The 26010-nt window shown below is 48.8% G+C and carries 17 protein-coding genes and 1 tRNA gene; 8 read left to right on the forward strand and 10 right to left on the reverse strand.

Annotation, left to right across the window (positions count from 1 at the left end; all coding sequences use genetic code 11):
• Positions 1–5 precede the first annotated feature (5 nt).
• On the reverse strand, positions 6–188 hold the full coding sequence (locus tag E1919_RS07245) for a hypothetical protein (protein ID WP_162052692.1): 183 nt from the start codon (positions 186–188) through the stop codon (positions 6–8).
• Positions 189–605: 417 nt separating this feature from the next.
• Here E1919_RS07245 and E1919_RS07250 point away from each other — a divergent pair, with 417 nt between their 5' ends.
• Positions 606–1985: an SPW repeat domain-containing protein gene (locus E1919_RS07250; protein WP_162052693.1), complete on the forward strand. Its 1380-nt coding sequence runs from the start codon at positions 606–608 to the stop codon at positions 1983–1985.
• 183 nt (positions 1986–2168) lie between these two features.
• On the opposite strand, the gene E1919_RS07255 is transcribed toward E1919_RS07250, so the two are convergent.
• A complete protein-coding gene (locus E1919_RS07255; RefSeq protein WP_162052694.1) occupies positions 2169–3281 on the reverse strand; it encodes a sodium:calcium antiporter in 1113 nt (370 codons plus the stop codon).
• Positions 3282–3602: 321 nt separating this feature from the next.
• Between E1919_RS07255 and E1919_RS07260 the strand changes: the two genes are divergently transcribed.
• The 3 genes from E1919_RS07260 to E1919_RS07270 all read left to right on the forward strand — a co-directional run bounded on the left by E1919_RS07260 (position 3603) and on the right by E1919_RS07270 (position 5725).
• Positions 3603–4754, forward strand: a complete 1152-nt coding sequence (locus E1919_RS07260; protein ID WP_162052695.1) for an MFS transporter — start codon at positions 3603–3605, stop codon at positions 4752–4754.
• A gap of 142 nt (positions 4755–4896) precedes the next feature.
• Positions 4897–4970: transfer RNA gene (locus E1919_RS07265), tRNA-Pro, on the forward strand.
• 215 nt (positions 4971–5185) lie between these two features.
• Entirely contained in the window at positions 5186–5725 is a 540-nt protein-coding gene (locus E1919_RS07270) for a hypothetical protein (RefSeq protein WP_162052696.1), read from the forward strand.
• Here the strand turns inward: E1919_RS07270 and E1919_RS07275 are convergent, their stop codons facing one another.
• A complete protein-coding gene (locus E1919_RS07275; RefSeq protein WP_162052697.1) occupies positions 5726–6850 on the reverse strand; it encodes an acyloxyacyl hydrolase in 1125 nt (374 codons plus the stop codon).
• Positions 6851–7239: 389 nt separating this feature from the next.
• Between E1919_RS07275 and E1919_RS07280 the strand changes: the two genes are divergently transcribed.
• Positions 7240–10185: an FAD-binding and (Fe-S)-binding domain-containing protein gene (locus E1919_RS07280; protein WP_162052698.1), complete on the forward strand. Its 2946-nt coding sequence runs from the start codon at positions 7240–7242 to the stop codon at positions 10183–10185.
• Between the two features lie 280 nt (positions 10186–10465).
• A complete protein-coding gene (gene purU, locus E1919_RS07285) occupies positions 10466–11305 on the forward strand; it encodes a formyltetrahydrofolate deformylase (RefSeq protein WP_162052699.1) in 840 nt (279 codons plus the stop codon).
• Between the two features lie 125 nt (positions 11306–11430).
• Here purU and E1919_RS07290 read toward each other — a convergent pair whose 3' ends face one another.
• From E1919_RS07290 to nirB, 6 genes are all read right to left on the reverse strand, one after another.
• Positions 11431–12924, reverse strand: a complete 1494-nt coding sequence (locus E1919_RS07290) for a rubredoxin (RefSeq protein WP_202915873.1) — start codon at positions 12922–12924, stop codon at positions 11431–11433.
• An 18-nt stretch (positions 12925–12942) separates the two neighbouring features.
• Positions 12943–16476 carry a nitrate reductase gene (locus tag E1919_RS07295; RefSeq protein ID WP_162052701.1) on the reverse strand — a complete coding sequence of 1178 codons (3534 nt, stop codon included), beginning with the start codon at positions 16474–16476 and terminating at the stop codon, positions 12943–12945.
• A gap of 318 nt (positions 16477–16794) precedes the next feature.
• Positions 16795–18162: an MFS transporter gene (locus E1919_RS07300; protein ID WP_202915874.1), complete on the reverse strand. Its 1368-nt coding sequence runs from the start codon at positions 18160–18162 to the stop codon at positions 16795–16797.
• 61 nt (positions 18163–18223) lie between these two features.
• Positions 18224–19510 carry an alginate export family protein gene (locus tag E1919_RS07305; protein ID WP_237144088.1) on the reverse strand — a complete coding sequence of 429 codons (1287 nt, stop codon included), beginning with the start codon at positions 19508–19510 and terminating at the stop codon, positions 18224–18226.
• 350 nt (positions 19511–19860) lie between these two features.
• Positions 19861–20217 carry a nitrite reductase small subunit NirD gene (gene nirD / locus E1919_RS07310; protein WP_162052702.1) on the reverse strand — a complete coding sequence of 119 codons (357 nt, stop codon included), beginning with the start codon at positions 20215–20217 and terminating at the stop codon, positions 19861–19863.
• A 51-nt stretch (positions 20218–20268) separates the two neighbouring features.
• Positions 20269–22773 (reverse strand): nitrite reductase large subunit NirB, encoded by a 2505-nt coding sequence (gene nirB, locus E1919_RS07315; protein WP_162052703.1) that lies wholly within the window; start codon positions 22771–22773, stop codon positions 20269–20271.
• 768 nt (positions 22774–23541) lie between these two features.
• Between nirB and cobA the strand changes: the two genes are divergently transcribed.
• Positions 23542–24309, forward strand: a complete 768-nt coding sequence (cobA, locus tag E1919_RS07320; protein WP_162052704.1) for a uroporphyrinogen-III C-methyltransferase — start codon at positions 23542–23544, stop codon at positions 24307–24309.
• A gap of 31 nt (positions 24310–24340) precedes the next feature.
• Here the strand turns inward: cobA and E1919_RS07325 are convergent, their stop codons facing one another.
• Positions 24341–24814 (reverse strand): DUF4136 domain-containing protein, encoded by a 474-nt coding sequence (locus E1919_RS07325; protein ID WP_237144095.1) that lies wholly within the window; start codon positions 24812–24814, stop codon positions 24341–24343.
• A 321-nt stretch (positions 24815–25135) separates the two neighbouring features.
• On the opposite strand from E1919_RS07325, the gene E1919_RS07330 reads away from it, so the two are divergent.
• The gene (locus tag E1919_RS07330) at positions 25136–26008 is read left to right on the forward strand and encodes an STAS domain-containing protein (RefSeq protein WP_162052706.1); all 873 of its coding nucleotides are present in this window, start codon (positions 25136–25138) and stop codon (positions 26006–26008) included.
• The last annotated feature ends 2 nt before the right edge of the window (positions 26009–26010 follow it).

The following is a 26010-nucleotide window of genomic DNA, read 5'->3' on the forward strand; positions in this document are numbered from 1 at the left end:
CTGCATTAAGTATCTTCAGAATTCCGCTGTTCCGGGTGCTGCCTCTTACTTTCGTACTCCACTATTAGCTTCGTTAGCAGCTTCATCTCTTCCGCTTCTTCCGAACCTGCTTCGCCATCTTTTAGCTGTTCTATGCGGGCAGCTACTTTATCGTATTTGTCCTGTGTTGTAATCGGCTTATGTTCCATAGGCTTGAAGAGATATAAGTTATTTTGTACGTAGGTGTCTTAAAAGATATATACTGAATTTGTGAATTGCACTGATTTTATACCTACGTAATTTATCCACTTTAACTAATTGCCTTCTCCCATCTCTGCAGCAACAAGGTTATATTATATGCGGTGTATGCTAATTTCTGATCTCACTCTTTTGGAAGCTTAAATGCACCAGCTAGTTGGTTGTCCTAAATTGTAGCAATTAAAAATATCTGTACACCTTCACCTCATTTACCGTATCCCTTGTTAACATGCACCCATTGCAATATTGTTTGAGTTTTATTTAGGCATAATCTCGGTAAGGCTTTCAAAAGAACATCTTAAAAAGACGCGCCTTCCTGCTATTATGCCTTTCCAGAGTTTCAGATTTGAACGTAAAATTCTAAAAAAATGAACCTTACTTTTAGCAATCTTTTCTTTGTAAAAAAGGATATGTTTTCTGAGGAGAAACAGAAAAAACATGAAGAACATCATAAAAGAGTAAGCTGGGTTTATTACTGCATTATTTCATTGGGACTTTGGCTCATAGCCAACCCTCCCACTTTTGGCTACAAGGCGCCGTTAATGGTTTGGAATGATATTTTGGCAGGAATCCTCCTGATTGTGCTGAGTTATTTTGCGCTGAAGCCTTATAAGCTATGGGCACAGTGGGCTATTATTTTTCTGGGGAGCTGGCTTTTAGTTGCACCCATGATTTTCGCAGCCAAGGTAGGTGCCGGCCTCCTGATCAATTACCTGATTGGCACGCTGGTAGTCGTCTTTGGTATTATCATTCCGAGGCAGCCAGGCATTAAGCTATTTGCTCAGCCAGGGCCCAATGTACCACCTGGCTGGAGTTACAATCCCTCCTCCTGGAGTCAGCGCGTACCAGTGGTCTTTTTTGCCTGGGTTGGGTTTTTCGTTGCACGATATATGGGTGCCTTTCAGATGGAGTACATTAACTCGGTTTGGGACCCATTTTTTGGTGACGGCACCCGCAATGTACTCACCTCCAAAGTATCTGAATCTTTCCCGGTTTCTGATGCCATGCTGGGGGCTTTCTCTTATATTGTAGATGTGCTGTTCGGTTTAGCAGGAGGCACACACCGCTGGCGCACGATGCCGTGGGTTGTTATCATATTCGGTATCCTGATTTTCCCGCTCGGAGTGGTGAGTATTACCCTTGTCATTCTACAACCGGTGTCAGTGGGATACTGGTGCACGTTGTGCCTTACCAGTGCCATGGTTTCCCTTATAATGATTCCGTTTACAATAGACGAAGTGGTGGCTACCTTACAGCTGATGAAGTATGAAAAAAAACAAAGGAACACATCTTACTGGAAGTCCCTGTGGTTTGGCGGCACCATGGACGGCGGCAGAACAGAAGAAACGAAGAACCCGGAAACACTCCTGGAACAAACCTTCAAAGAAGCCACTAAAGACTTCCTGAGCAGGCCCTGGAACCTGTTCCTTATTTTTGCTTTAGGTGCCTGGATCATGCTGGCGCCAGCTGTTTTAGGGTACAGTGGCACCATTGCCAACAGCGGTCATATTGCAGGTGCCCTCATCATCACCTTCACCGTTATATCCATGTCTGAAGTTGGCCGCCCCATCCGGTACATCCTGGTGCTTTTCGGCCTTTGGCTAATCGCTGCTCCCTGGGTATTGGGAACAGATAATGACGCTGCAATGTGGAATGGCGTAATTTGCGGAATAGTACTGATTCCCCTGTGTCTCCCTAAAGGAAAGGTACAAGACAAAAGAGGAAGCTTTGACAAGTACATTAAGTAGAACTTTAGAACCTGTTTACCCTTATTGGAGATTTTATAACTTTACTCTTTGAACCGCCTGCCAGGAGAAACTCTGCTACCTTATATTTGCTAGTAGCTGTATACCTACAAGGGGAGCTCCTGGAATCTACTTCTCAATTATGATAGATTCCGGGAGTTCCCCTTGTAACATGAATGTCTTTTTTTAACCCTGCCGCATGTTAAAGAGAATAGTCGCCCCTATTATATAAAAAATGATAACCAGAATCGAATCGAACCCCAGCCTGAAGAACGTTTTTTTGTATTTGATGGTAAGTCCTATCTGGTAAAGGCTTGTCAGCAGTATACCCAAAACAGCTCCGGCAGCGGCAAAATTTCCTACTTCATCCAGGGCTGGCCCTTCTAAATATAACAGGTCGGCAAGTAAAACAAGGCCAACATTTAAGAGGTTAGTACCAAAGATGTTGCTAAAGGCCATCCGATACCTCTTTAGCTTTGCGGCACTTATAGTTGTACTTAACTCGGGAAGTGAAGTGGTGAGGCCTACAAAGAAATACCCCATAAAACTGGACCCGATACCAGTTCTTTCAGCAATTACGTCTGCAGAATTTGCTACAAAGTAGCCACCCGCTAGTATACCCATCGCCGATAGCAAAAAGAACAGTCCAAGTTTGGACATAACAACATCTGACAACTTTTCCTCTCCACTATCACCTTCCTCTTCTGTGTCATCTTCCTTTATTTCTTCCATTCTTTTAGATACAATAGCTTTCACTTTACCAATGCTTTCCCGCTCTTCCGGCTCCGTCAGCCACCATTTCATTCTTTTGAAGTAATTAATGAGGTAAAATAGTGCCAGGTAAAGACAAAAAAGAACCACAGACCAAAGGCCTACATGGAAAATAGCAATGTCTTCGTATAAAATGGCAATTGCAGCAGCCGAAAGAAGAAATGAAAGGCAGATAGCTTGAAACCGGGACACAGGATTTTCAAGCGAGCCGCTTAGTGAAGTTCCTTTAATAAAAGCATCTGCAACAGCCAAGACCAAAACCTGTAAGGCAATGCTTCCAAATAAATTATTAATGGCTAAGCTTACATTGTTAGCCAGTGTAGCTGAAATAGTAGTTGCAACCTCGGGCAGTGAAGTAATGACAGCAAGTCCTAATGTGCCGATAAAAACCTCTGAAATACCAGTCTTATCAATGATTTCGTCAGCATACTTAGAAAGTTTAACACCAGCTCCCCAGACTAACATACCTGCTAAAACAAAAATAACGATATTCCATATCAATGGAAGGTCCTGAATAAAGTTCGCCAAGTCTAATTGTCTTGAAATGGTAAAAAATTGCTCTAAGGATTAGCAAGAGTACGGCTGCAAAAAACCTGCTAATAGACTGTTATACTAAAAGATGCCTTTCTTGTTTATCCTATACAGGTGAAGTTACAGGGACTGCAAGGAGCATTTCTGATACTTATATAGCTTGCTTTCATTGAAGTCCAAAAAGCATAACTGACTTTTTATGCCTCTCTTTCCGGGTTGTTTACAGGAGCCCGGCGCACACTTCCCTAATTTTATTTCAAACCATACCCTCTTATTACTGCGAAGTCAGGATATTTGCATTCGCTCAAATTGTCTCGTATGGATTTAAAAGTCAGGCAGCGGGTTTCCCTCAGTGCATTTTTCTTTCTCTCAGGGTTTTGCTTTTCTAGTTGGGCAGCAAGAATACCCACCATCAAAAACACCTTCGGTTTTAATGAGGCAGAGTTGGGCACCATTCTCCTCGCCATGCCTATCAGTTCCCTGATTGGCCTCCCCTTCTCCGGCTGGCTCGTCACCAAATACGACAGCAGAATACCCCTCACAGCAGCTTTTGTGGTGCATGCACTATGTCTGTCACTCATCAGCTTTGCCACTACTACGCTTACACTGGTCATGGCCATTTTCCTGTTTGCCTTTAGCATGCGCATACTTAATATCTCCATGAACACACAGGCTATTACGCTGCAGAAGCAGTTTGACCGCAAAATAAACGGCTCCTTTCACGGGCTCTGGAGCACAGGCGGTATCGTGGGCGTAGGATTTACCACGCTGTTGGTGGCGATGGATATTTCCATCACACCTCATTTAATGTCTGTAACAGCCGCAGTTATTCTGGCAACGTTGTTCACCTACCGGTTTCTGTTGCGAAACGACCGTTCTACTGCCGGAAATAAACTAGCTTTCGGTAAACCTGACCCATACATCCTGTACCTTGGCGTGATGGTGTTTTTTGCGGCCATCTGCGAAGGAGGCATGTTTGACTGGAGTGGCATCTATTTTCAGGAAGTCGTGCAGGTCGATATATTTACCGTCGGTTACCTGATTTTCATGACTTGCATGGCGCTCTCGCGGTTCCTTTCAGATCGTATTATTGAAAGAATAGGTATGCCAGCCACTTATGTCTTCAGTGCCGTGTTCATCTTTTCAGGTATCTGGCTGGCCATTCTCTTTCCAAGCTTCTGGCCTGCCATGATCGGGTTTTCACTGGTAGGGTTTGGCACTGCTGCTATTATCCCGATGACGTTTACCTTAGCGGGTGCCTCCAAAAAATACTCACCGGGAATGGCCATTTCCATCATTGCCACTTATGGTATGTTCGGCATGCTGATTGGTCCGCCTATGATCGGCTATCTGGCACATGCCTTCAACTTGCGGGTGTCGTTTATCGCCTTTGCCTGCGCCGGATTTATGCTCATCCCTATTTCACAATTGTTTTTCAGGAAAGAAGCGCGGGTAGCAACAGCAAACTGATATTGCTTTTGATTTCCAGCGACATAACAAAACGGTGCCTGCTGGTACATCTTTATACTTCAAAAAGAAAAAATCTTTATACCCGCCTACCTTTCAAAAGGCTTGCATTTGTTGTACAGGGCTTTTATTTTGTCTCCAGATTCGGGGTGTAGCGTAGCCTGGTATCGCGCCAGCATGGGGTGCTGGAGGTCGTGGGTTCGAATCCCGCCACTCCGACTTTTTTGAAGGCCTTGTACAATTCATGTATGAGGCCTTTTTTATGCCCGCTCAGAACCTTTTGTTGTTTTTAACATACAAGTATGTAGAGCCAGCACAGCATACAAAAACTTCCTCAGCACCCATCGCAGGCCTTAAAAGTGTACTGCCGGGAAAAGTGAAAGGACTTGTCGTGAGTATGCCTGAAGAGCTCCATAAACTTAAACACAAAAGCGATGATAAACACGGTATTAACCTACCTGCACGACTTTCACGGTGATGGACAATTCCATGATCTGACGCCGCTCATAAAAAAAGACCCATCAGCAATTTCTGAGGTCTTTATTTACAACCTGCATCTGGATGGATTTATAGAAATTCAGGAACCCACCGCCTTCGATAATTCTAAAGATACAGACGAAGTTCACCCAATTGCCGGCAGACTGACAGAGAAAGGTTTGTACTACCTGGAGGGGAACAGGAAAATAACAACCATCATTAAAGCCATAGAAGAACAGTTGATTTTGAATGTGCTGTACAGAGATGAGGAAGGCCATGAAGAACAGGTATCACTATCACCCTATGTGTATGGCAAAGACACGGAGGAAAGGGCCTGGGTATGGGGCGCTGTATCAAGTGAGGGTAAAGACCATGAGCGGTTTTTGTTGGATCAGTTAACGGTTGAAGAAACGCCCGCAGGTAGCTTCAGGGTAGACAGAGAAATGAAACTGAGCCAGCCAAGAGACATAGAGGTTGTGGCCCAGGTGCAATACTAATCACAGCCGCAGCCCTATCCGCGCATCCAAGAAATCGGCCACATGGCGGTGTGCCTTCAGGTTAATACCAAAGAAGGCTTTGTTGCCGGTATGATACTCCAACCCGTAGCGTTGGTACACAGCATCGCGGGCTGCATGGGGAGCATACACATAAACCCCCAGTTGCTGGCTGAACCGGAACCTGCCGATGCGAAACTCATGCCCTGCCAGCAAGGCGCCACGCTGAAAGTCTGTTTCCTCGCCACGCTGCTCCAGCTGTTTCCGGATAGTAAAATCGGCAACCCATTCAGCACCGGCGGTAAGTGCGCTGAGCCTGCCCACAGGCTGGCTTACATAAGCCGTAAGCCCCAGAAGGGGGAGCTGCCTGCTGGGGTCGTCTGATCGGTCCTGGTAAGACGCGAGCAGTGCCAGCAGGTAATGCCGCTTATGATCCTGTAAGTTGCTTTCTGATGGCTGCCTTTCCGGGAAAGTGGCGGGCTGTATGGCATAATGTACCCCTACTGTGGCCGTCGGAAAGTTGATACCTTTATTTGGCTGTCGTAAACCAGCGTTAGAAATATGCTTATAAGTGCCACCAGCCCGCAGCATAAAGTGCCTGTTCAGCCTGTAGTTAGCCATTACATTCGCCTCCAGCGGAAAGCTGATGGCTGTGCTGTAAAACAGGTTCTCAGGGTTCGTTTCCGGATCATACACGTTATCAAGGTAAGCTAAGCCGCCGCCAAGTCGAAAAGAGAAGCTGAAGGCCTTGTGGGCTGAGAAAAAAAGCTCAACATATGCTATCAGCGCATAGCCATTGCCCAGCACCTCCGGGTTATCAAAGTTATAATATGCCAGGGAAACGCCCAACCGGGGGTATGCCTGCAGGTACTGCCAGGATTTGGCATCTGCAAAATGAAACCCAATGTCTACTTCAGTACCCCACGGGTTAGCATCCGCCACATCCCTGATTTCCCTGGAATGCGGTATGATGAAACCGTAGTGCCCAAGCAAGCCTATGGTAACAGCAACGCGTGAGGTATCATGGTTTTGGGTAAGCCCGGAAGCATGTGTAGCCGGTATCGCTGTGAACTGAAGTACAAGGAGGAGGAGTATCGAAAGCAGCTGTAATATGAATTGTCTGAACATAACAAACTTAACCTTTCTTCACCTGATGCAACATATACTTTCGATTCGGTTGTTGTCTATAATAAACAGGTTATCAGAACCCATTGTTACAAATTTCACCCATTCCTATCCGTTGAAACATTATTTGAATTCGCTGCTGTGGCAGGCGTGTTAAAACAGAATCAGGCGCATACTCTCTTAAGCTGGTCCTTCTCTCTTTGACTTTAGCTTACCGCTGCTTACCTTCGGGAATAGAATATTTGTTAAAAAAGCAAAGCGCCTATTGTTTCATAAACAAAGCGTCAAAGAATAGCTTTAAAGTTTAACATCTTATATTCTATCATCTTAAAAAAATAGCGTCTTAACCGGTCTGCACTGCTCTCTAAGCAGCAGCAGGCAACGTGAACTATATGAATTCAGAAAAACTGAAGCAACTTTCCGGGCAGTTAGAAGGAGAGTTTTATTTCGATAACACTATGCGTACGCTGTACGCCACAGATGCCTCGGCTTACCGTGAAATGCCCCAGGCTGTTGCTTTCCCGAAGTCGATATCGGATATAAAAAAGCTTATCCACTTTGCACGTCAGGAAGGCACCTCCCTTATACCACGCACAGCCGGCACATCGCTGGCTGGCCAGGTAGTAGGGAACGGTATTATAGTGGACGTGTCCCGCACCTTTACACAAATTCTGGAGGTAAACCCGGAAGAAAACTGGGTACGGGTGCAGCCGGGTGTTATCCGGGACGAGCTTAACCTTTTCCTCCGACAGCACGGCCTTTACTTCGGACCGGAAACATCCACCGCAAACCGGGCCATGGTCGGCGGCATGGTAGGCAATAACTCTTGTGGCTCCAACTCAGTGGTATATGGCAGCACCCGCGAGCATACTATTTCGGTGAAAGCCATTTTAAGTGATGGCACGGAAACAGAATTCGGCGTTCTGAGCCAGGAGGAGTTTGAGGCAAAATGCAGAGGCGAAAACACGTCCGGAGAACTTGAAACCCGCATCTATCAGGCTACAAAGGCGATGCTGTCGCATGTGCCTTCGCAGGAGAATATCCGGCGGGAGTTCCCGAAGCCCAGCATCCAGCGCCGCAACACCGGCTATGCCATCGACCTGCTGCTGGAGTCGGAACCATTTACCGCAGGTGCTGAAGCCTTTAACTTCTGCAAGCTGATGGCAGGCTCTGAGGGCACGCTGGCTTTCCTGACAGAAATAAAGCTGCACGTAAACCCGCTTCCGCCAAAGGAAACCGGTTTGCTGTGCATCCATTGCAACACGATTGATGAGTCGTTGCGGGCAAACCTGGTGGCGCTGCATTACAAGCCCAGCGCCAGTGAGTTGATGGACCACTATATACTGGAGTGCACTAAAACGAATATTGAGCACAGCCAGAACCGTTTCTTTGTAAAAGGCGATCCTGGAGCCATTCTGGTGGTAGAACTTGGAGCCGAAACCTTGGAGGAAGTGCAGGAACGGGCACAGGCGCTGGTGCGCGACCTGGAGAAAAACAACCTGGGCTACCATTACCCGCTGGTAACAGGCCCTGACACCAAAAAAGTATGGAACCTGCGCAAAGCTGGCCTCGGCCTGCTCTCCAATGTGCCGGGCGATGCCAAACCAGTAGCCGTGATTGAGGATACTGCAGTGGACGTAGCAGACCTTCCGGAGTTTATACGGGAGTTCAACCTCACGCTGGAGCAGTATAACCTATACTGCGTACACTACGCCCACGCGGGCAGCGGAGAACTGCACCTGCGCCCTATCATCAACCTGAAAACAGAAGAAGGCAACAAGCTCTTCCGCGACATAGCCACAGAGATTGCACACCTCGTGAAAAAGTACCGGGGCTCCCTGAGCGGTGAGCACGGCGACGGCCGCCTGCGCGGTGAGTTCATACCCTTCATGATCGGGGAGGATAATTACAGGTTAGTGGAGGAAGTGAAACGCGTGTGGGACCCAGGCAATATCTTCAACCCCGGCAAAATTGTAAACACGCCCTCCATGAACACTTTCCTGCGCTATGACCCGGGGCAGGAGACACCGGAGTTCGACACTGTTTTCCGCTTCAGCCAGCAAGGGGGCGTATTGCGGGCAGCAGAACTTTGCAACGGCTCCGGCGACTGCCGCAAAACGCACCTGACAGGCGGCACCATGTGCCCCAGCTATATGGTGACCCGCAACGAAAAGGATACTACCCGCGGCAGGGCCAACATGATGCGTGAGTTCCTGACCCGTTCTGACAAGGCGAACCGTTTCGACCACGAAGAAATCATGGACACCATGCACACCTGCCTTTCCTGCAAAGGCTGTAAGTCGGAGTGCCCCTCTAACGTGGACGTGGCCAAACTGAAAGCGGAGTTTCTGCAGCATTACTACGATGCTAACGGCGTACCTTTCCGCACCCGCATGGTCGGCAATTTTACCAAGGCCAATCAACTGGCCGCTATGGCGCCTGGTGTATATAATTTCCTGTTTAAGAATAACACAACGGCTAACATTGCCAAGAAAATGATGGGCTTTGCGCCAAAACGCACCATTCCGTTGCTGCAGGAAACTACCCTGCGCAGCTGGTTTAAAAAGCACAAAAAGCAGACAGACAGCAACGGGCAGCAAAAAGTGAAAAAGAAAGTATACCTTTTCTGCGACGAATTCACCAATTACAACGACACGCACATCGGAAAAAAAGCCGTGCTGCTGCTGGAGCGCCTAGGCTATGAGGTAGAGATTCCGAAGCACGAGGAAAGCGGCCGCACCTATATGTCCAAAGGCCTGCTGCGGGAGGCAAAGAAGCTGGCACAGAAAAATGTGGCGATGTTGAAAGACCTCATCTCCAGCGACACCCCACTGGTGGGTATAGAACCTTCCTGCATCCTCTCCTTCCGCGACGAATACATCGACTTGGTAGACGCTGCCCAGGAAGAGGATGCCAAGAGCCTGTCTATCCACTGCCTGCAGTTCGATGAGTTTATCGCGCGCGAAGTCATCAGCGGCAAAATCGACAAAAGTTTGTTTAAAGATGAGGCGCGGCAAATAAAGCTCCACGGGCATTGCCACCAGAAAGCGCTTTCTTCTGTACTCTACACCCAGCAGATGCTCACCCTGCCTCCCAACTACAAAGTGGAAAACATTCCATCCGGCTGCTGCGGCATGGCAGGCTCTTTTGGCTATGAGGCCGAGCACTATGACATCTCTATGCAGGTAGGTGAGTTAGTGTTATTTCCAACCGTACGGCAACAACCGGAGGAGGTGATCATCGCCGCCCCCGGCACCAGCTGCCGCCACCAAATCCACGATGGCACCGGCCGAAAAGCCCTGCATCCAATTGAGGTACTGTATGATGCTTTGAAGTAGGATGCACTTCGGTTAAAGATTGCCCTGAATACATGAAAAACAGATTTAGTTGACCTTGAAAAGCGACAAAGCAGATAAGCTTGCCAGGTGCATTTTTGACGAATTTTTGTTTGAGCGTTCAGCGAGTTCAAATTCGTCTTGATTCTTTTGCTTACTTTTCTCATCAAGGAGAAAAGTGAGGCCCCGCCGGCGAGGCGAAAAGCTTCTAAGGGCATTAACGTGAATACTTTAAGGGAAATCTCTACAAAGCAGAAAGGCTAAAGCAACAAAACAACTACCCATGCCATCAAACATCCTCCTGATCAACTGCCCGGACGAAAACGGACTTGTCTTCAAGGTCACCAGTATTTTGTATAACAAGTACGATTTGAACATTATCCGCAATGGCGAATTCGTGGAAAGAAACTTCAATCATTTTTTTATGCGCACAGAGTTTTCAGGAGAATTTGACCGGGAGGAGCTGCTGAAGGATTTGTATGAAGTGTTACCGGAAGGCGTGGAGCTAAAACTCACAGACAAAAGGAAGAAAAGCATTGTCTTACTGGCCACGAAAGAACACCACTGCCTGAGCGACCTCCTCATACGGCATGCTTTCAATGAGCTGAATGCAAACATTCTCTGTGTTATCAGCAACTATAATGTGCTAGAAGAGCTGACCAAAAAATTTGATGTGCCCTTCCATTATATCAGTCATGAAGGGATAAGCAGGGAAGCACATGAGATAGCCGTGCTGCAGACAGTGCAGCAGTATGACCCGGAATTTGTGGTGCTGGCCAAATACATGCGCATCCTGTCAGGCGATTTTGTATCGCAGTTCGCAAACCGGATTGTCAACATTCACCACTCGTTTCTACCTGCCTTTGTAGGTGCTAACCCCTATGCGCAAGCCTATGAGCGTGGCGTGAAGATTATCGGGGCCACCGCACATTTTGTAAACAACGACCTGGACCAAGGCCCCATCATTGCCCAGAGTGTTATCCCGGTGGACCACACGCACAGCGCCAGGGAAATGACGCAGGCCGGACGTGATGTGGAGAAAAACGTATTGGCGAAGTCTTTAAAGCTTGTTTTGAATGAGCAGGTGTTTGTGTACCGGAACAAGACCATCATTTTTGAGTAAAGACAGCATAAAGGCAAAAGCCCCTTCCGGTGTACCTCACAGGCAGGGGCTTTTGACTTTATTTAATGCAGCTAAACTGTAGCTTCGCCTGAAACAGAATACCGTGACACAGGCACAGCACTACTTCAGGAACTACCCACGGTTAAGGCCTGCAGCTCTACCGGCATAAAATCTTCTTTCGGAGCCTCACAGGTTGGGCAGCTATAGTTTGCAACAGCTGCAAAGGGAGTGCCTGCAACTACTTGATTTAACTCATCGCCAAATGCTTCGTCATACACCGTAAAGCAGTTTTTGCATTGATACACCTGATGCGTGGTCTGCTCCTCCGGCTCGCCTGGCACTTCTTCTTCCAGGTATACAGCACCTGCCATCAACTCCGGTTCACTTTGTAACTCGTAGAAAAGGTTACATAACTCTATAAGGCAAGAACTCAGCTCCTGCCTGGTCACATCTTTACGGTAACTGACGAATTCTTTAGAGTTAGGGTTAAACTCCCGGGTATGCAAAACCTCGAAACGTTCGTTGGCAGGGTCTATGCCCTGCAAGTCCTGTTGCTGTGTGCGGATGATGATGGAGCCGAACAGCCCAGTTTTGGGCTGCGTTTTTATGGCAAAGCACAAGCGGTATGTTCGCACGTCCTCTTCATTGAATATCCTGACAAGATAGTTCTTTAGGTCAAGGCCATAGTCGCACAGGTCCTCCACCTGCCAGTTCAGCTCATTAGAGGCATGCCGTACATTAATGCGGTGTTTGCACAACACAACATCCCAAGAGTCACGATCTATTAATTCGATGCCTTTCACAATGATGGACTTCCATGGTGTGGTATACAGCTGCCCCACCCTTGTTTTGAGGCATATTCTGCAAACATCCTTCAGAAAAGCCACTGAAAATAGTTCATCGCGGCGGTAAATGCCGAGCCACAGCTTATTGCCATACCTGTTAAACCCTTCATAGTACGGAAGCTTGAAATCGGGCAACTTCAGGGCCTTGGTTACCGGCTGCACCACAAAGTTACCACTAGCATTCACAAGCCCGTGCAGCACATTCCCATCTATAGCAGGCTGGTCGTAGAACTGATCTTTGTTTGCGAAGATGGTGCTTTCAATGGCGCTGCTAAGGCTGGGGATATCCTCAGAGTACACCAGCGAAGGCCAAGCATAGATGATGTTAGTTTTAGGAAAGCGGATGTACAGGTACCAGTAATTACTGGTGTCGGAGGCAATGAAGTTGAGGTTACCGGTAAAGAATGGGAAAAAAGTCTGGTTGTTATCTACCAGGTTTATCTTTAGCTGGGGCCTGTAATCAAACAGGTCCAGAATGTCTTTATATACCCCCTCCCGCAGCCAGTCGGCATGGTAAAAAACATCCTCAATAGCATAAGAACTGATGATGTTCGGATGGATGTCTGCATCCAGCTCAAACATAATAGCAGCCGCCATCAAATCCTGTTTCAGAACTTCTAACTTATCCTGCGCCACATCGAAGATGACCTGCTGCCTGTTTCCAAACCGTACGTTTTCCACACCCGCTTTCTCGGCGGCTTCCAGCATACGGTATAAGTCCCCGGCAGACACCATCCCACCGGGCAGGTTTATCTTCACTAAGTTCTTCTTCACTATCATCTGTTTATTGTTTTAGCTGGCAATCTCCTGTACCTGCAGGACCTCTAATTTCAGCGCTTCATCTAAAATCTGTTTTACCTCCGGTCTGCAGGAGCCGCAACCTGTACCGGCACCTGTCTGGGCACACAGCTGTTTTAAATCGCTGCACCCTTCTGCTATTTTCTGCCGGATATTTTCGCTGCCCACGTTGTTGCAGCTGCACACCAGTTTACCCAGCACCGGTTCCGCCTTCTGGCCACTTCGCAAAAGCTGCAGGCGCTTTTCACTCAGTTCAATTCTGTTGGAGATTAACTCCCTGTACTCCTGGAACTCTGTTTTATCACCTATCAGGATCGTGCCCACCAGCCTGTCCTGGTGAATGATGCACTTCTTGTAATAACGTTTGGCCTTGTCTATGAATACAATCTCCTCATAGTGCTCCTCATCCGGGCTCTCCGCCAGGCCGATGCTGCACAAATCGAAGCCATGTATTTTAATGATGTTCATGAAGGTGCTGCCTTCGTAGTAGCTGGCGATGTTCCCGTTCAGGTGCTGCGCCACCACATCTGCCTGCTGCTCGGCGGCAGCGGTGATGCCGTACAGCACCCCGTTGAACTCAGCTATCTCACCAATGGCATAAATGTTAGGGTCACTTGTTTCCAGCCGCTCATTTACCAGCACACCGCGCTTGCATTCCAGTCCGCAGGCCTTGGCCAGCTCCAGGTTCGGCACCGTGCCGATGGCAATTATCATAGCATCGCAGTCAATGCGGTGGCCGCTCTTCAGGCCCACCCCCGTCAGTTTCGACCGGCCATAGTATAGCTGCACCTCATCGTTATAATAAATGTCACAGCCCTGGTCTATCATTTCCTCGTGCAGCAGCTGGCTACCCAGCGGGTCCAACTGCCGGTCGAGGAAGCGCGACACCCGCTGGATAATAGTAATCTTCACGCCCATCTCACGCAGGGAGGCCGCCATTTCCAGGCCTAATAAGCCACCGCCCACAATCACTACATGCGCGTTTTCCGGCACGTGGTTCCGGAAGTTATCGGCATCGGTGCGGCTGCGCATGGTAAAGATGCCGGGCAAGGACGGCAGATGCCTTGGCACCGCTGCCCGGCTGCCGGTAGCCATCAGCAGCACATCATAGCCTGTCTGGATACCACGTGAGTCGATGACAAACTTGTTTTCGCGGTCTATATGCTCCACGCTCACGCCTCTGAGCAACTGGATATTATAAGCCGACTCCTCAGAGTCTTTCATCTTCACCAGCTGCTGCCAGCTCTGCATGCCGCTGATATAGTCGGGCAGCATTACCCGGTTATAGAACGGAAAGTCTTCTTTGCTGAAAATGGTAATCTCGTCGTTCTCGTTGATTTCTCGGTAAGACTTAACAAAGCCATAGGCACCCGCTCCCGCTCCTATCACCACGATGCGCTGGAACGGCTTCTGGTACTTCTGCACTTCTACAGCACAGAATTTAAAGTCCGGCTCTTTTGAAATGGGGTCGAGCAAATCGCTGGTCACGTTGTTGGCACGGTTCAGGTCGCTGCCCAATATCTTGCCCCAGTGCATCGGCAGAAATACCACGCCTTTTTTTATACCAGGAGACAGCTTCGATTTCACGCGCACTTCTCCCCTTCTCGACTTCACTTCTACTATATCGCCATCTGCTATTTTCAGGCGCTCCGCATCGGCAGGGTTTATCTCCAGGAAAGCCTGCGGGATATGCTTTTTCAGCTTATTTACCTTGCCGGTCTTGCTCATGGTGTGCCACTGGTCGCGGATACGGCCGGTGGTGAGTATTAGCGGAAAGTCTTCATCCGGTTGTTCGCTGCTAACTTCATCAGAAGGCGAATGGATGATGGCTTTGGTGGAGGGGGTATAAAATACTTTATCAGTGAAAAGCCTTGCGGTGCCATCGCCAATTTCGCCGGCTTTATAAGGCCACTGCACTGTTCTGTTTCCTTTCAGCAACTCGTAGCTCAGTCCGCTCACATCAATGTTAGTGCCGGCAGTTAACTGCGTATGCTCTTTATATATGTCGGCAAAGCCGGGATAGTCGAAACCACGGTAGCCCATCTTCTGGGCGAAACGGCAAATGATTTCGGCATCCGGCAGCGCTTCTCCCGGCGGGTCTATGACCTTGTGCAGGTAACTCACACGCCGTTCTGAGTTTGTCATGGTGCCTTCCTTTTCTGCCCAGGCGGCGGCAGGAAGTACCACATCCGCATATTGCAGCGTCTCCGGCTTATTGCTTATTTCCTGCACCACCACAAACTTAGCTTTCTTCAGGCCTTCTTCGGCCATGCGCACGTTTGGCAAGCTAGTGAGCGGGTTAGTGCACAAAATCCAGATGGCTTTCAGGCGGCCGTCGTTTAGAGCCTCAAACATTTCAGTGGCCGTCAGCCCGGGTTTCTCTGAGATAACTGTACCGCCCCAGAATTTCTGCACCTCTTTGCGGTGTGCCGGGTCATTCAGGTTGCGGTGCGCTGCCAGCAGGTTCGACAAGCCGCCCACTTCCCTGCCTCCCATGGCGTTGGGCTGGCCGGTTAAGGAAAAGGGACCAGAACCAGACTTGCCGATGTGCCCCGTAATCAGGTTCAGGTTCAAAAGGCTCAGGTTCTTGTTTACTCCGTTGGAACTCTGGTTCAGGCCCATCGTCCACATCGAGATAAAACCTTTGGCGTTTCCGATGTAGGACGCTGCCAGGCGAATGTCCTCTTCTGTTACACCGCAAATCTGGGCAGACTTTGCCAGCGTTTTCTGAAACACCACTTCCCGGTACTGCTCAAAACCCTGGGCATGATTCCGGACGAAGTCCAGGTCAATATCGCCATTCTCAATCAGTACCCTGCCAATGGCGTGGTTCAGCGTTACATCAGTACCCGGGTTGAGTTGCAGGTGCAGGTCGGCGATGGCGCAGGTATCGGTTACCCGCGGGTCCACCACAATAATTTTCACATCCGGATTTTCTGCCTTGTGCGCCTCTACTCTTCTCCAAAGTATCGGGTGGCACCAGGCTGGGTTGGCACCAGTTACATAGAAACAGTCTGCCAGCTCAATGTCATCATAGCAAATCGGCACACTGTCTTCGCCGAGCGCCATTTTATAACCGGCCACCGCACTGCTCATACACAGCCGCGAATTAGTGTCGATGTTATTGCTCCCGATAAAGCCCTTTATCAGTTTGTTGATAACATAATACTCCTCCGTCAGGCACTGCCCTGAAGCATAGAAGGCCACAGACTCCGGGCCGTACTTCTTGATGAAAGTGCTGAAAACTGCGGCCGTGCGCTCGAGTGCTGTATCCCAGGATACGCGCTGCCGGGGCATGTTTTTATTGTAGCGCATCTCCGGGTAAAGCAGCCGGTCGCTTTTGTCGTTCACCGTGTACTGCAGGTTCATGCCTTTGCTGCACAACATCCCTTTATTTACAGGGTGCGCTTTGTCTCCTTCCACGGTAACAGTGCCGTTCTTCTCCCTGTTCACCACTACACCGCATCCCACACCACAATAGCAACACGTGCTGGTAAAGGAATTCCTATGTTGAGTATCTACTGGCATTGTTTCCTTTTTTTACTGTTTCTGCGCAGGTTCTAAAAAGTCCCCCTTTGAAGGGGGTGGGGGGATGATTACACCTGCGGATAATCATTCGCTGCTCTTTTACTGGCGCGAATCTCCAGATTCGTGACGTAGGGTAAATGTTGAGTCTCTGACTCAACTGGGCCAGAGGCCCAGGAATAGTAGACACGAGGGAGGACCCTCGCGCCATAGATTAAACTTTGTGTATCTGAATGAATAAATCATCCCCCTGCCCCTTCAAAGGGGAACTTTTTCACACGACCTACTATTTATCGTCCATCATTTTTTCGGATAGTCCGCTTATTTTCTGGCTTCTTCCATCATATAAGCTGGCTCTGCTACTCTGTCACTTTCTTTTTCCGCTAATAGCGAATCCATTTCTTCCTGTGCTTCGCGCTCCATCTCTGGTGAGAATCTTACCAGCAGCGTCAGAGCGGATGTACCGGCCACCACCAAACCGATGATAAACAAAGCGTCCGGGTACGATAGGTTCTCTACCTTAAACAGGAAGCCTGCTGCCACGGCACCCGCGTTACCACCGGCACCCACGATGCCTGCCACAGCACCCATTCCTTTTTTGTTGATGAAAGGCACCACCGAGAAAGTAGCTCCTTCTGACATCTGCACGAACAGGCTGAAGACAATCATGGCGATAATAGACAGCGGCAAAACAGTCATGCGTGAAAATAAAAGCAGCGCAAGCCCCTCTACCAATATCACAGCACCCAGGAACCATACTCTGCCGGAAAGGCCCCAGCGTATGCCAGCTTTATCTCCGAAGAAGCCACCAAGGGTACGGGCAAAAATGTTCATCAGGCCGAACAAACCAGCAATCAGACCAGCAGTTGCCAAGTCGAGGGAGAAATAGTCGTGGTAATAAATGGCGGCAATGTTATTGATGGTAAGTTCAATGCCGAAGCACGCTCCGTAAAGCACGAACAGTGCCCACACTCTTTTGTCAGCTGCTGCTTTCCAGAAAGACACCGTGTCATTCCTCTTCGCCGCTGCCGCTGCTTTTGATAAGTCAGACACATTGCCCGTAGGCGTGTCTTTGGTATAAAAATAGTACGCAATACCGCACAGAATCATGGCTATGCCCGGCACGACCATGGCATAGCGCCAGGCAAAGCCTTGCGCATAGCCTGCCCCTACAAAAGCGGCAAATATCAGCGGCATCACCATTTGCGTAACGCCACCACCCAGGTTACCCCAACCGGCTGTCGTGGCATTGGCCGTACCCACTACGTTCGGCGCAAACATCACCGTGGTATGGTACTGCGTAATCACAAAAGAAGCTCCGATAACACCTATCGCCAGTCTGAAAAGCAGGAACGACTCATAACTGTTGCTGAACCCGATGAACATGACCGGGAACGCACCTAAAATCAGCAAGGCAGTGTAGGAAATACGCGGCCCGATTTTATCGCAGAGCCAGCCGATGGCAAGGCGGGCAATCACTGTGATAGCCACCGATGAGATGATGATATTGCCAATCTGGTCTTTTGTGAGATTGAGCTCTTCGCGCACCACCGCCATCAGTGGCGCAATGCCGAACCACCCAAAGAAGCAAAGAAAGAAAGCGAGCCACGAAAGGTGAAACGTCCGCATTGGTATCGACTTCAGACTAAACAGGTTAATGGAGGTTGCTTTTCCTTTTGATGCTTTCATGATGTGTCAAATATAATGTGAGATGTATGAATGAAAGTTAGTTCGGGTGAAGTAGGGGGTCTTACTGCTTAAATAAGACAGGCTTGAAAGTCAGCATCACCCAGGCCCACTGGTTGAAGGTCTCTCCGGGTTTGCCTTTCAGGGCCTCCATCGATTCTGTGGCGTATAGTTGCGAGTAACCGATTTTGAGATTGAAATCAGATCTCACATTCAGGTTATACATGAGGTCAATCTCCTCGCCTAGCCGCGATGATAACGTACCGGCACCCTCTACCGGAGCATACACTGTTGCCGGAGATTCAAAGTGATGCAGGTGTGCCAGGAGTGAACTTCTCTCTCCCAGTTTGAAATTTGTTTTAAGATAAATATCAGCCAGGCCTGCCGTACGCCCCGCCTGGCCGTGGTTGTTTCCTACATAAAAGTAGTCCATGAAACCGTAGAAGGCGTGGTTGGTGCCATACAAGGGTATAAAGGCGCTGTTGCGGGTGTCGTTGGCATCGGACCCTGACAAATAGTCGACCCCTATTGTTATCGGAGTAAGTTTGGTCGAAAGCGTAGCATTGAGCGCAGCCAGGTAAGCACGCACTGTTCTGCCTGCCGGATCTTTGCCGCCCTGGTAGTAGAACTCTCCTCCCAGTTTTATGGCTCCCAGACTTTGCTCACCCAGTATGCCGTAAGTCTGGCGAAAGAAAACGGTGGAGTCTGAAGTTCGCTGGCGCCCGTCGTTAAAGAACAGACCTGAGAATTTAGCTCCTCCAATTTCTTTGTGGAGCCACAGATACTGCATGGTCTTATAGTTATCCACTCCGCCATAGAAGGTGCCTTCCAGCTTACCGGGCTCAAAAGGCACCTGCTGGTTGAAAGCTGCTCCTGCATGCACGGCAAAGCCGGAAGTGTCGGCATATAGCAGCAGGGTAGCATCGTGGCTACGGCCCTGCTGCGACCAGTCCAGGTTGCCTAAAAAGCGTGTATTGTCATAGTTAAGCTCCTGCCGGCCCACCCTTACAGCCAAGCGCGGCGTGAACTGGTATTCGCCGTAGGCTTCATACACATTAAACAGGCTTGGGTCTGCTTTGTAGATTTGACTGGTATTGCCCCATACCCGTACATCCTGCAACGTCAGCTGCAACCGCAGCTTCTCCGTCTGGTAGTTCGTGTAGAGCCGGGACCGCTGCTCAATAAAGAAAGCCGGGGTCTCTCCTTCTGCCTGCACTGTTTTAAAGCCGTCGCGGAATTCTGCCCTTGGTCTTACCTCCGCTGATAAAGAGAACTGTGCAAGGGAAGCCTGTGCACTGACCAGCAGCAGACTTGTTGCAAGTAAAATAAGGCGGGTAAAGCTTCCTGTCATGTATGCTGATTAAATGGTGTAAATTTTGGCGTTCTTTTCAACTGAGGACGCATCATGCTTCCTTTGCTTCAGACGCTCGCAGGAGCTGCGCACGCTGCGAGGTCTTTGAGTTTGCTGCACAATATCTCAGTAGCCACAGTTCACGAGTATTCCATGAAATGAAGAAGCGCTGACAGGAAATTGTTCTGCTGCCAAGTGCTGTCATACTTTCAGAACCGCTATGAACTACATCAGAATTGTAAGCTTTCTGATGTCATCTGACCTGTGAGTATTCAGGATATAAGGGGTAGTGTAGTATGGGATGAGGATGAATTCCGTACGGTCTGGATTTTGGTATACCAACTGTGCCCTTACTCTATTCCCACGTACACCCTGTCTCCCTCCACTTTTACAGGATAGGTTTTTAGTTGATATTCTTCGCCTGTGAGGCATTCGCCGGAAAGAAGAGAGAAGGTTTTCTTGTGGAAAGGACAGGCAACTTTCGGTTCACAGGTGTCACCGGTGCTGCCAATCATACCTCTTGAGAGCACCATCTGCTGCTTGTGCGGGCATAGGTTCTGTGTGGCATACCACTCTCCGCGGCGGCTGAAGTTATAGAGCGCAATCTGCTCATCTCCCACTTTCACGCATCCGCCCCCGTTCTGAGGGACATCATCTGTTTTACAAACAAACACCCATTCAACTGCTATGTCTATTACTGCTTCCATATGCTTCTTTATTTTCGGTTAATGTTTGATTTAAGGCTTGTTATTCAGGTATCACCATTCCTTCGCTTTCACCTGCTCGCGCATGGTATCGAAAGCAACCAGCGGATCTTTCTCTTTCGGGGCATTCACGAAGTGCGCGAACTGCTTGCGCAGGTCCGGGTTTTCAACTGCCTCTTTCCACTCGCAGTGATAGCTGTCTACCAAGCCTTGCATCTCTGCTTCCAGTTGCGCGTTGATGCCGAGGCTGTCGTTGATCACCACATTTTTCAAGTAGCTCAGGCCACCTTCCATTTTGTTCAGCCAGGTAGCGGTGCGGGTAAGGGAATCAGCAGTATTGATGTAGAACATCAGGAACCTGTCGAGGTATTTGACGCAGGTTTCCTTGTCGATGTCGGTGGCCAACAGCTGTGCATGCTGGGGCTTGGAACCGCCGTTTCCGGCCACGTACAGGTTCCAGCCTTTTTCGGTGGCGATGATACCGAAGTCTTTTGACTGCGCCTCGGCACACTCCCGCACGCAGCCACTCACGCCTCCTTTTATTTTGTGCGGTGCCCGGATGCCCCGGTAGCGCTCTTCTATCTCAATGGCAAAAGACACGCTGTCGTGGAGGCCAAAGCGGCACCAAGTGCTGCCGACACAGCTCTTCACTGTGCGAAGCGCCTTTCCGTAGGCATGGCCGCTTTCAAATCCGGCATCTATTAATTCGCTCCAGATGTCGGGCAGTTCCGAGAGGTGCGCCCCGAACAGGTCGATGCGCTGGCCTCCGGTAATTTTGGTGTACAGGTTATACTTCTTCGCCACCTGCCCAATCACAATTAGTTTATCTGGTGTAATCTCCCCGCCTGGTATGCGCGGCACAACAGAATAAGTACCGCCTTTTTGTATGTTGGCCAGGTAACGGTCGTTGCTGTCCTGGATAGTATGCTGCTTCACAATCACGTCGTTCCATAAACTGGCCAGTATGCTGGCAACGGTAGGCTTACAGAGTTCACAGCCATCGCCTTTCCCGAAATGGTCTAAGGCAGCATCGTAGGTTTTAATCTTGTTCAGCTTCATCAGGTCGAACAGCTCCTGACGGGAGTAGTCGAAGTGCTCGCAAACAACGTTCTTGATGTAAGTACCGTTTGCTTTCAGCGTCTCATGAATCAGGTCTTTTACAAGCGGAACGCAGCCACCACAGCCGGTACCGGCTTTGTTGCACTTCTTCATTCCCTCCACCGTCGTCACATTTAGGTCCGTTACGGCTCCGCAGATATCCCCTTTTGATACTGCCTCGCAAGAACAAATCAAGGCTTCGTCCGGCAGCGTCACGACACCCGCTCCTGCACTGGCTTCGCCTCCCCTGGCTCCCAAAATAAGGTCTTCGGGGTTTGGCGGCAGCAGGATGTTGTTGTTTACTGTCTGCAGCAGGATGTTATAAGCGTCAGCATCGCCTATCAGCACGCCACCCAGCAGGTATTTGCCATCGTTGCTGATGTTGATGCGCTTGTATACGCCTTTGTGGGAGTCTTCAAATACGATGGATCTGCTGTCTGGCTCCGTCACGAAAGGGTCTCCGAAGCTGGCGACATCCACACCGATCAGTTTGAGTTTGGTGCTCATGTCGTAGCCGTTGAAAGTGCGCTCCCCAGCGCACAGGTGCGCGGCAACTACCTCGGCCATCTCATAGCCTGGCGCCACCAGGCCATATATCATCCCGTCGTAGAGGGCGCACTCACCGATAGCAAAGATGCTGTCGTCGCTGGTCTGCATTTTCTGGTTCACGACAATGCCGCCACGGGTTCCGGTTTCCAGGCCCGCCAGTTTTGCCAGTTCGTCACGCGGGCGTATGCCTGCTGAAATCACCAGCATATCCACTTCCAGCGAGGTGTCATCATTGAACTGAAGCCCTTTGATGTTACTGTCTCCTAAAATGCTGCTGGTGCTCTTGTTCATGTGCACCTTCAGGTCCAGCGTCTCGAGTTTAGCCTGCAGCATGGCGCTACCGGCGGAGTCTATTTGCCGGGGCATCAGGCGTGGGGCGAACTCTATCACATGTGTTTCTTCCAGGCCCAGATCGATAAGTGCTTTTGCCGCCTCGAGGCCTAGCAGGCCACCACCCAATACAGCTCCTTTTCTGGCTGCTTTGGCATAATTCTGAATCAGGTCAAGGTCTTCAATGGTGCGGTACACGAACACGCCGTCTTTCTCCACCCCAGGTATATCGGGCACAAAAGCTGATGAACCGGTAGCGAGCACGAGGTAATCGTAGGGCTGCGAAACGCCTTTTAGGGAATGGATTACTTTTTCAGAGCGGTTGATTTCGGTGATAGTGTCGCCGAGGTGCAGGGCAATGTTATTTTCGCTGTACCACCCCAGGTGCGACATAGACAAGTCATCTGCAGACTTCCCATTGAAATATTCGCTCAGATGCACGCGGTCGTAAGCGTGGCGCGGTTCTTCCCCAAAAACAACAATGTTGAAAGCTGAAGTTTTAGCGAGCAGTTTTTCACAAAACTTGTAGCCCACCATACCATTTCCTACCACCACAACTGTTTTGAGATCTTGCTGAGACATATTCATAATTTCAAATTTTATCTAAGACTTAGTCCGGAGCCGGTAAGAGTTTATCCCTTCACCCGATATTTAGAAGTTAACAGCTTCTCCTCCAACAGGCCTATCTTTAACAACCTTTCAATCAAACTTAGTTAAAAATTACTAAATTTTCACAAAAACAGATTCGTGTTAACAAATATGCAACAGAGTGATATTTTATTTAAAATTTCACATTACCAACAAAAACAGCTTGTTTTACTATCTATAATTGAACTATAGTTATAAATTAAATTTTTAAAAAAATTAAATTTATTTTCAACACCCCCTATTAATATACACTACTACCCATTATTTTACACATGATTTCACGATTACGCCCCTTGTAAAATAGGGTTATGTAAACTAATATTATATATTAATTAAATTAACCCCTATAAAAACACTACACTAAACTTAAATTTAAATTATTCGACAAAATAGTATATTGCCAATAATTTAAACCTAAAAATGTGAGTGAGTAACTAATCATTGGAGAGGTGAGGCAGGAAAAAGAAGCAGGACAATCATCTGATGTTATAACTCGATAGTAGAGAGGTAGCACGGTGCGTCCCACAGTATCAGCAAAAGCAGCAGGAGTTGTAGTGACACTGGAGAAAGCAGGATTGGAAATAGATAAAGAAAAAGCTAAACCTTTGAAGCCATACTATAAATGAGAAGCGAACCATTACATTTGCCTGACTAGTATACTTTAATAGATAGCGTAAGCAATTACGTGGAGAATGAAGCAATATGCCCGATCAAAAGAAAACCCCTGAACTTTATGTAATGGGCGCTGGTCCCGGCGACCCGGAACTGATAACTGTAAAAGCCTATAAAGTTTTACAAAAAGCAGACGTAGTGCTGTATGACAACCTCGCTAATAAAGAACTGCTGGATATTACGAAAGAAGACTGCGAGAGAATTTATGTCGGGAAGCACCCTTATGGTGACTATACACCACAGGAAAGAATTCATGAATTAATATTAGAGAAAGCACATAGCAAGGGCATTGTGGTAAGGCTAAAGGGCGGCGACCCTTATATTTTCGGTAGAGGATTTGAAGAGGTGCTCTTTGCCAGGGAGCACGGCATTAAAACCCATTACATACCGGGCATCACCAGCATGCAGGCAAGCGGCTTTAACGATATCCCGCTCACGCACCGTGCCGTCAGCGAAGGCGTATGGGCCATAACCGGCACTAAAAAAGACGGCTCCCTGTCTAAAGACCTGAGGCTGTCGATGCAGAGCAATGCCACCGTTATTGTATATATGGGTATGAAAAAAGCCCCGGAGATTGCCGCTGTGTATGTGCAGGAGGGAAAAGGCGACATGCCGGTAGCTATTATACAACATGCCTCTCTGCCACACCAGAAGTCAGCGGTGGGCAAAGTAAAAGACTTACCTAATCTGATTAAGGAGCACCACCTTACCTATCCCGCCATTATCGTGATAGGCTGGGTGATAGACGTGCAGGCAGGTGGTGCGCCACTTCTTCCTCCTGTTGGCACGGCACAATAAACTAAGTGCGCTCTTCGGCTTCAGCATAATTTCACTGCGGTATTGCCTGGAACATTTCCTCCACCCCTTTTACGATCTGTTCCTGTAGTTTTGCCTGCTTGCGCTGCAGGATGGCTTCTGCCGCGCCGCGCCATACCAGTTCGTTCTGTTCGTTGTCCACGAGGTGCACCGATACGGTTCCTTCTCTGTACCTGCCCACCTCTACTTCTCTGCTCCGCCATGTATAGCGGCGCTGCCCAATGTAGTTAGGCGGGTCCGATCGAATATCCGTCTGCCGCGTCTGCACCTCTTCAGTAACCACAATACCCAGGTTAATGAGCAGGTCAGGATCTGAAGTAGTTTGCGTTAAACCCCGTGCCTCCAGTTGGTCTGAGATTGCTTGCTGCAGATACTGCACCTGGGTCTGGTAGGCCGGTGTCAGTCCCTCTCCGGAAGCCTCTACCTCATAAAAAGCAAACGTTTCATAGTTGCTTAATTGAAAGCCAGGGGCAGGTTCGGTATTCACTTGTATAGATGGGCTGCATCCCGTTAGTAAAAGCAAGACTGGCAATAGGCACTGCAGGTAAGTAAATTTCATCTTTCTGTTTGGATTACGCTTGACTCCTGTATACGTTCAATTTGCTTTAAGCTATACACTTGTTTTCTCTGCCTGCACCTGTTCCTTTTACCAGGCGTTTCATACCTATCAGTCTGGCTGGCGTACGGACGTCTTTTAGGTATAAAGATTATATTCTGATGGTATGTACAACATAATGTTTAACTTTAACCGGAAATTCCCGCCTGCATCTTTTAGGGCACATAAAGGACTCATAGACTTCACACCATCATGAATACTACGGCACAACTACTACACAGCAAGAAGAAAACCATTCTCGAAAGCTGGATGAGCAACCAACTCTCTGACCAGGGGCTCCGCGATGATCTTATTTCGAATGAAGAGCTCCACAAACAATCAGATGAGCTATTGAATGGGTTGGCCCGTGCCATGGCAACAGGCAACACGGACAACATTTACGCAGCAGAGTATGAGCCGATAACTGAGATCCTGTCGGATATCTCTATTACACGTGCCCGCCAGGGCTTCAGCCCGCGCGAAACAGGCATGTATGTACTCAGCCTGAAAAAAGCCATTGCCGATGCGCTGGAGCAGGAGCTTGCCGGGCAGCATGAGCAGCTCTACAAAGAAGTTATGATGGTGAACAGGCTACTTGATAGCCTCAGCGTTGTAACCTTTGAGACCTTCATTAAAGGCCGCGAGGAAGTGATTCTACGTCAGTCTGATGAGATCAGTGAAATATCCACCCCTGTTATTAAAGTATGGGAAGGCATTCTGGCCCTGCCGATTATTGGCACCCTGGACAGCGCCCGCACCCAGGTTGTGATGGAAAGCCTGCTGCAGGAGATTGTGAACACAGGCAGCAACATTGCTATTCTGGATATATCCGGCGTGCCAGCTGTTGACTCACTGGTGGCGCAGCACCTTATTAAAACAGTGAGTGCTACCCGCCTGATGGGTGCCGAGTGCATCATCAGCGGCATACGGGCTGAGATTGCGCAAACAATTGTACACTTAGGCATCGACCTCTCCAATATCAAAACAAAGGCATCGTTGGCGAGTGCGTTGCAACTGGCCTTCAGTATGAATAGAATTGAAGTGAAGTCACATAGTAAAAGCACCACTTTCGGATTTAAGCGCTAAAC

This window comes from Pontibacter pamirensis, from assembly GCF_010015475.1.
GTDB lineage: Bacteria > Bacteroidota > Bacteroidia > Cytophagales > Hymenobacteraceae > Pontibacter > Pontibacter pamirensis.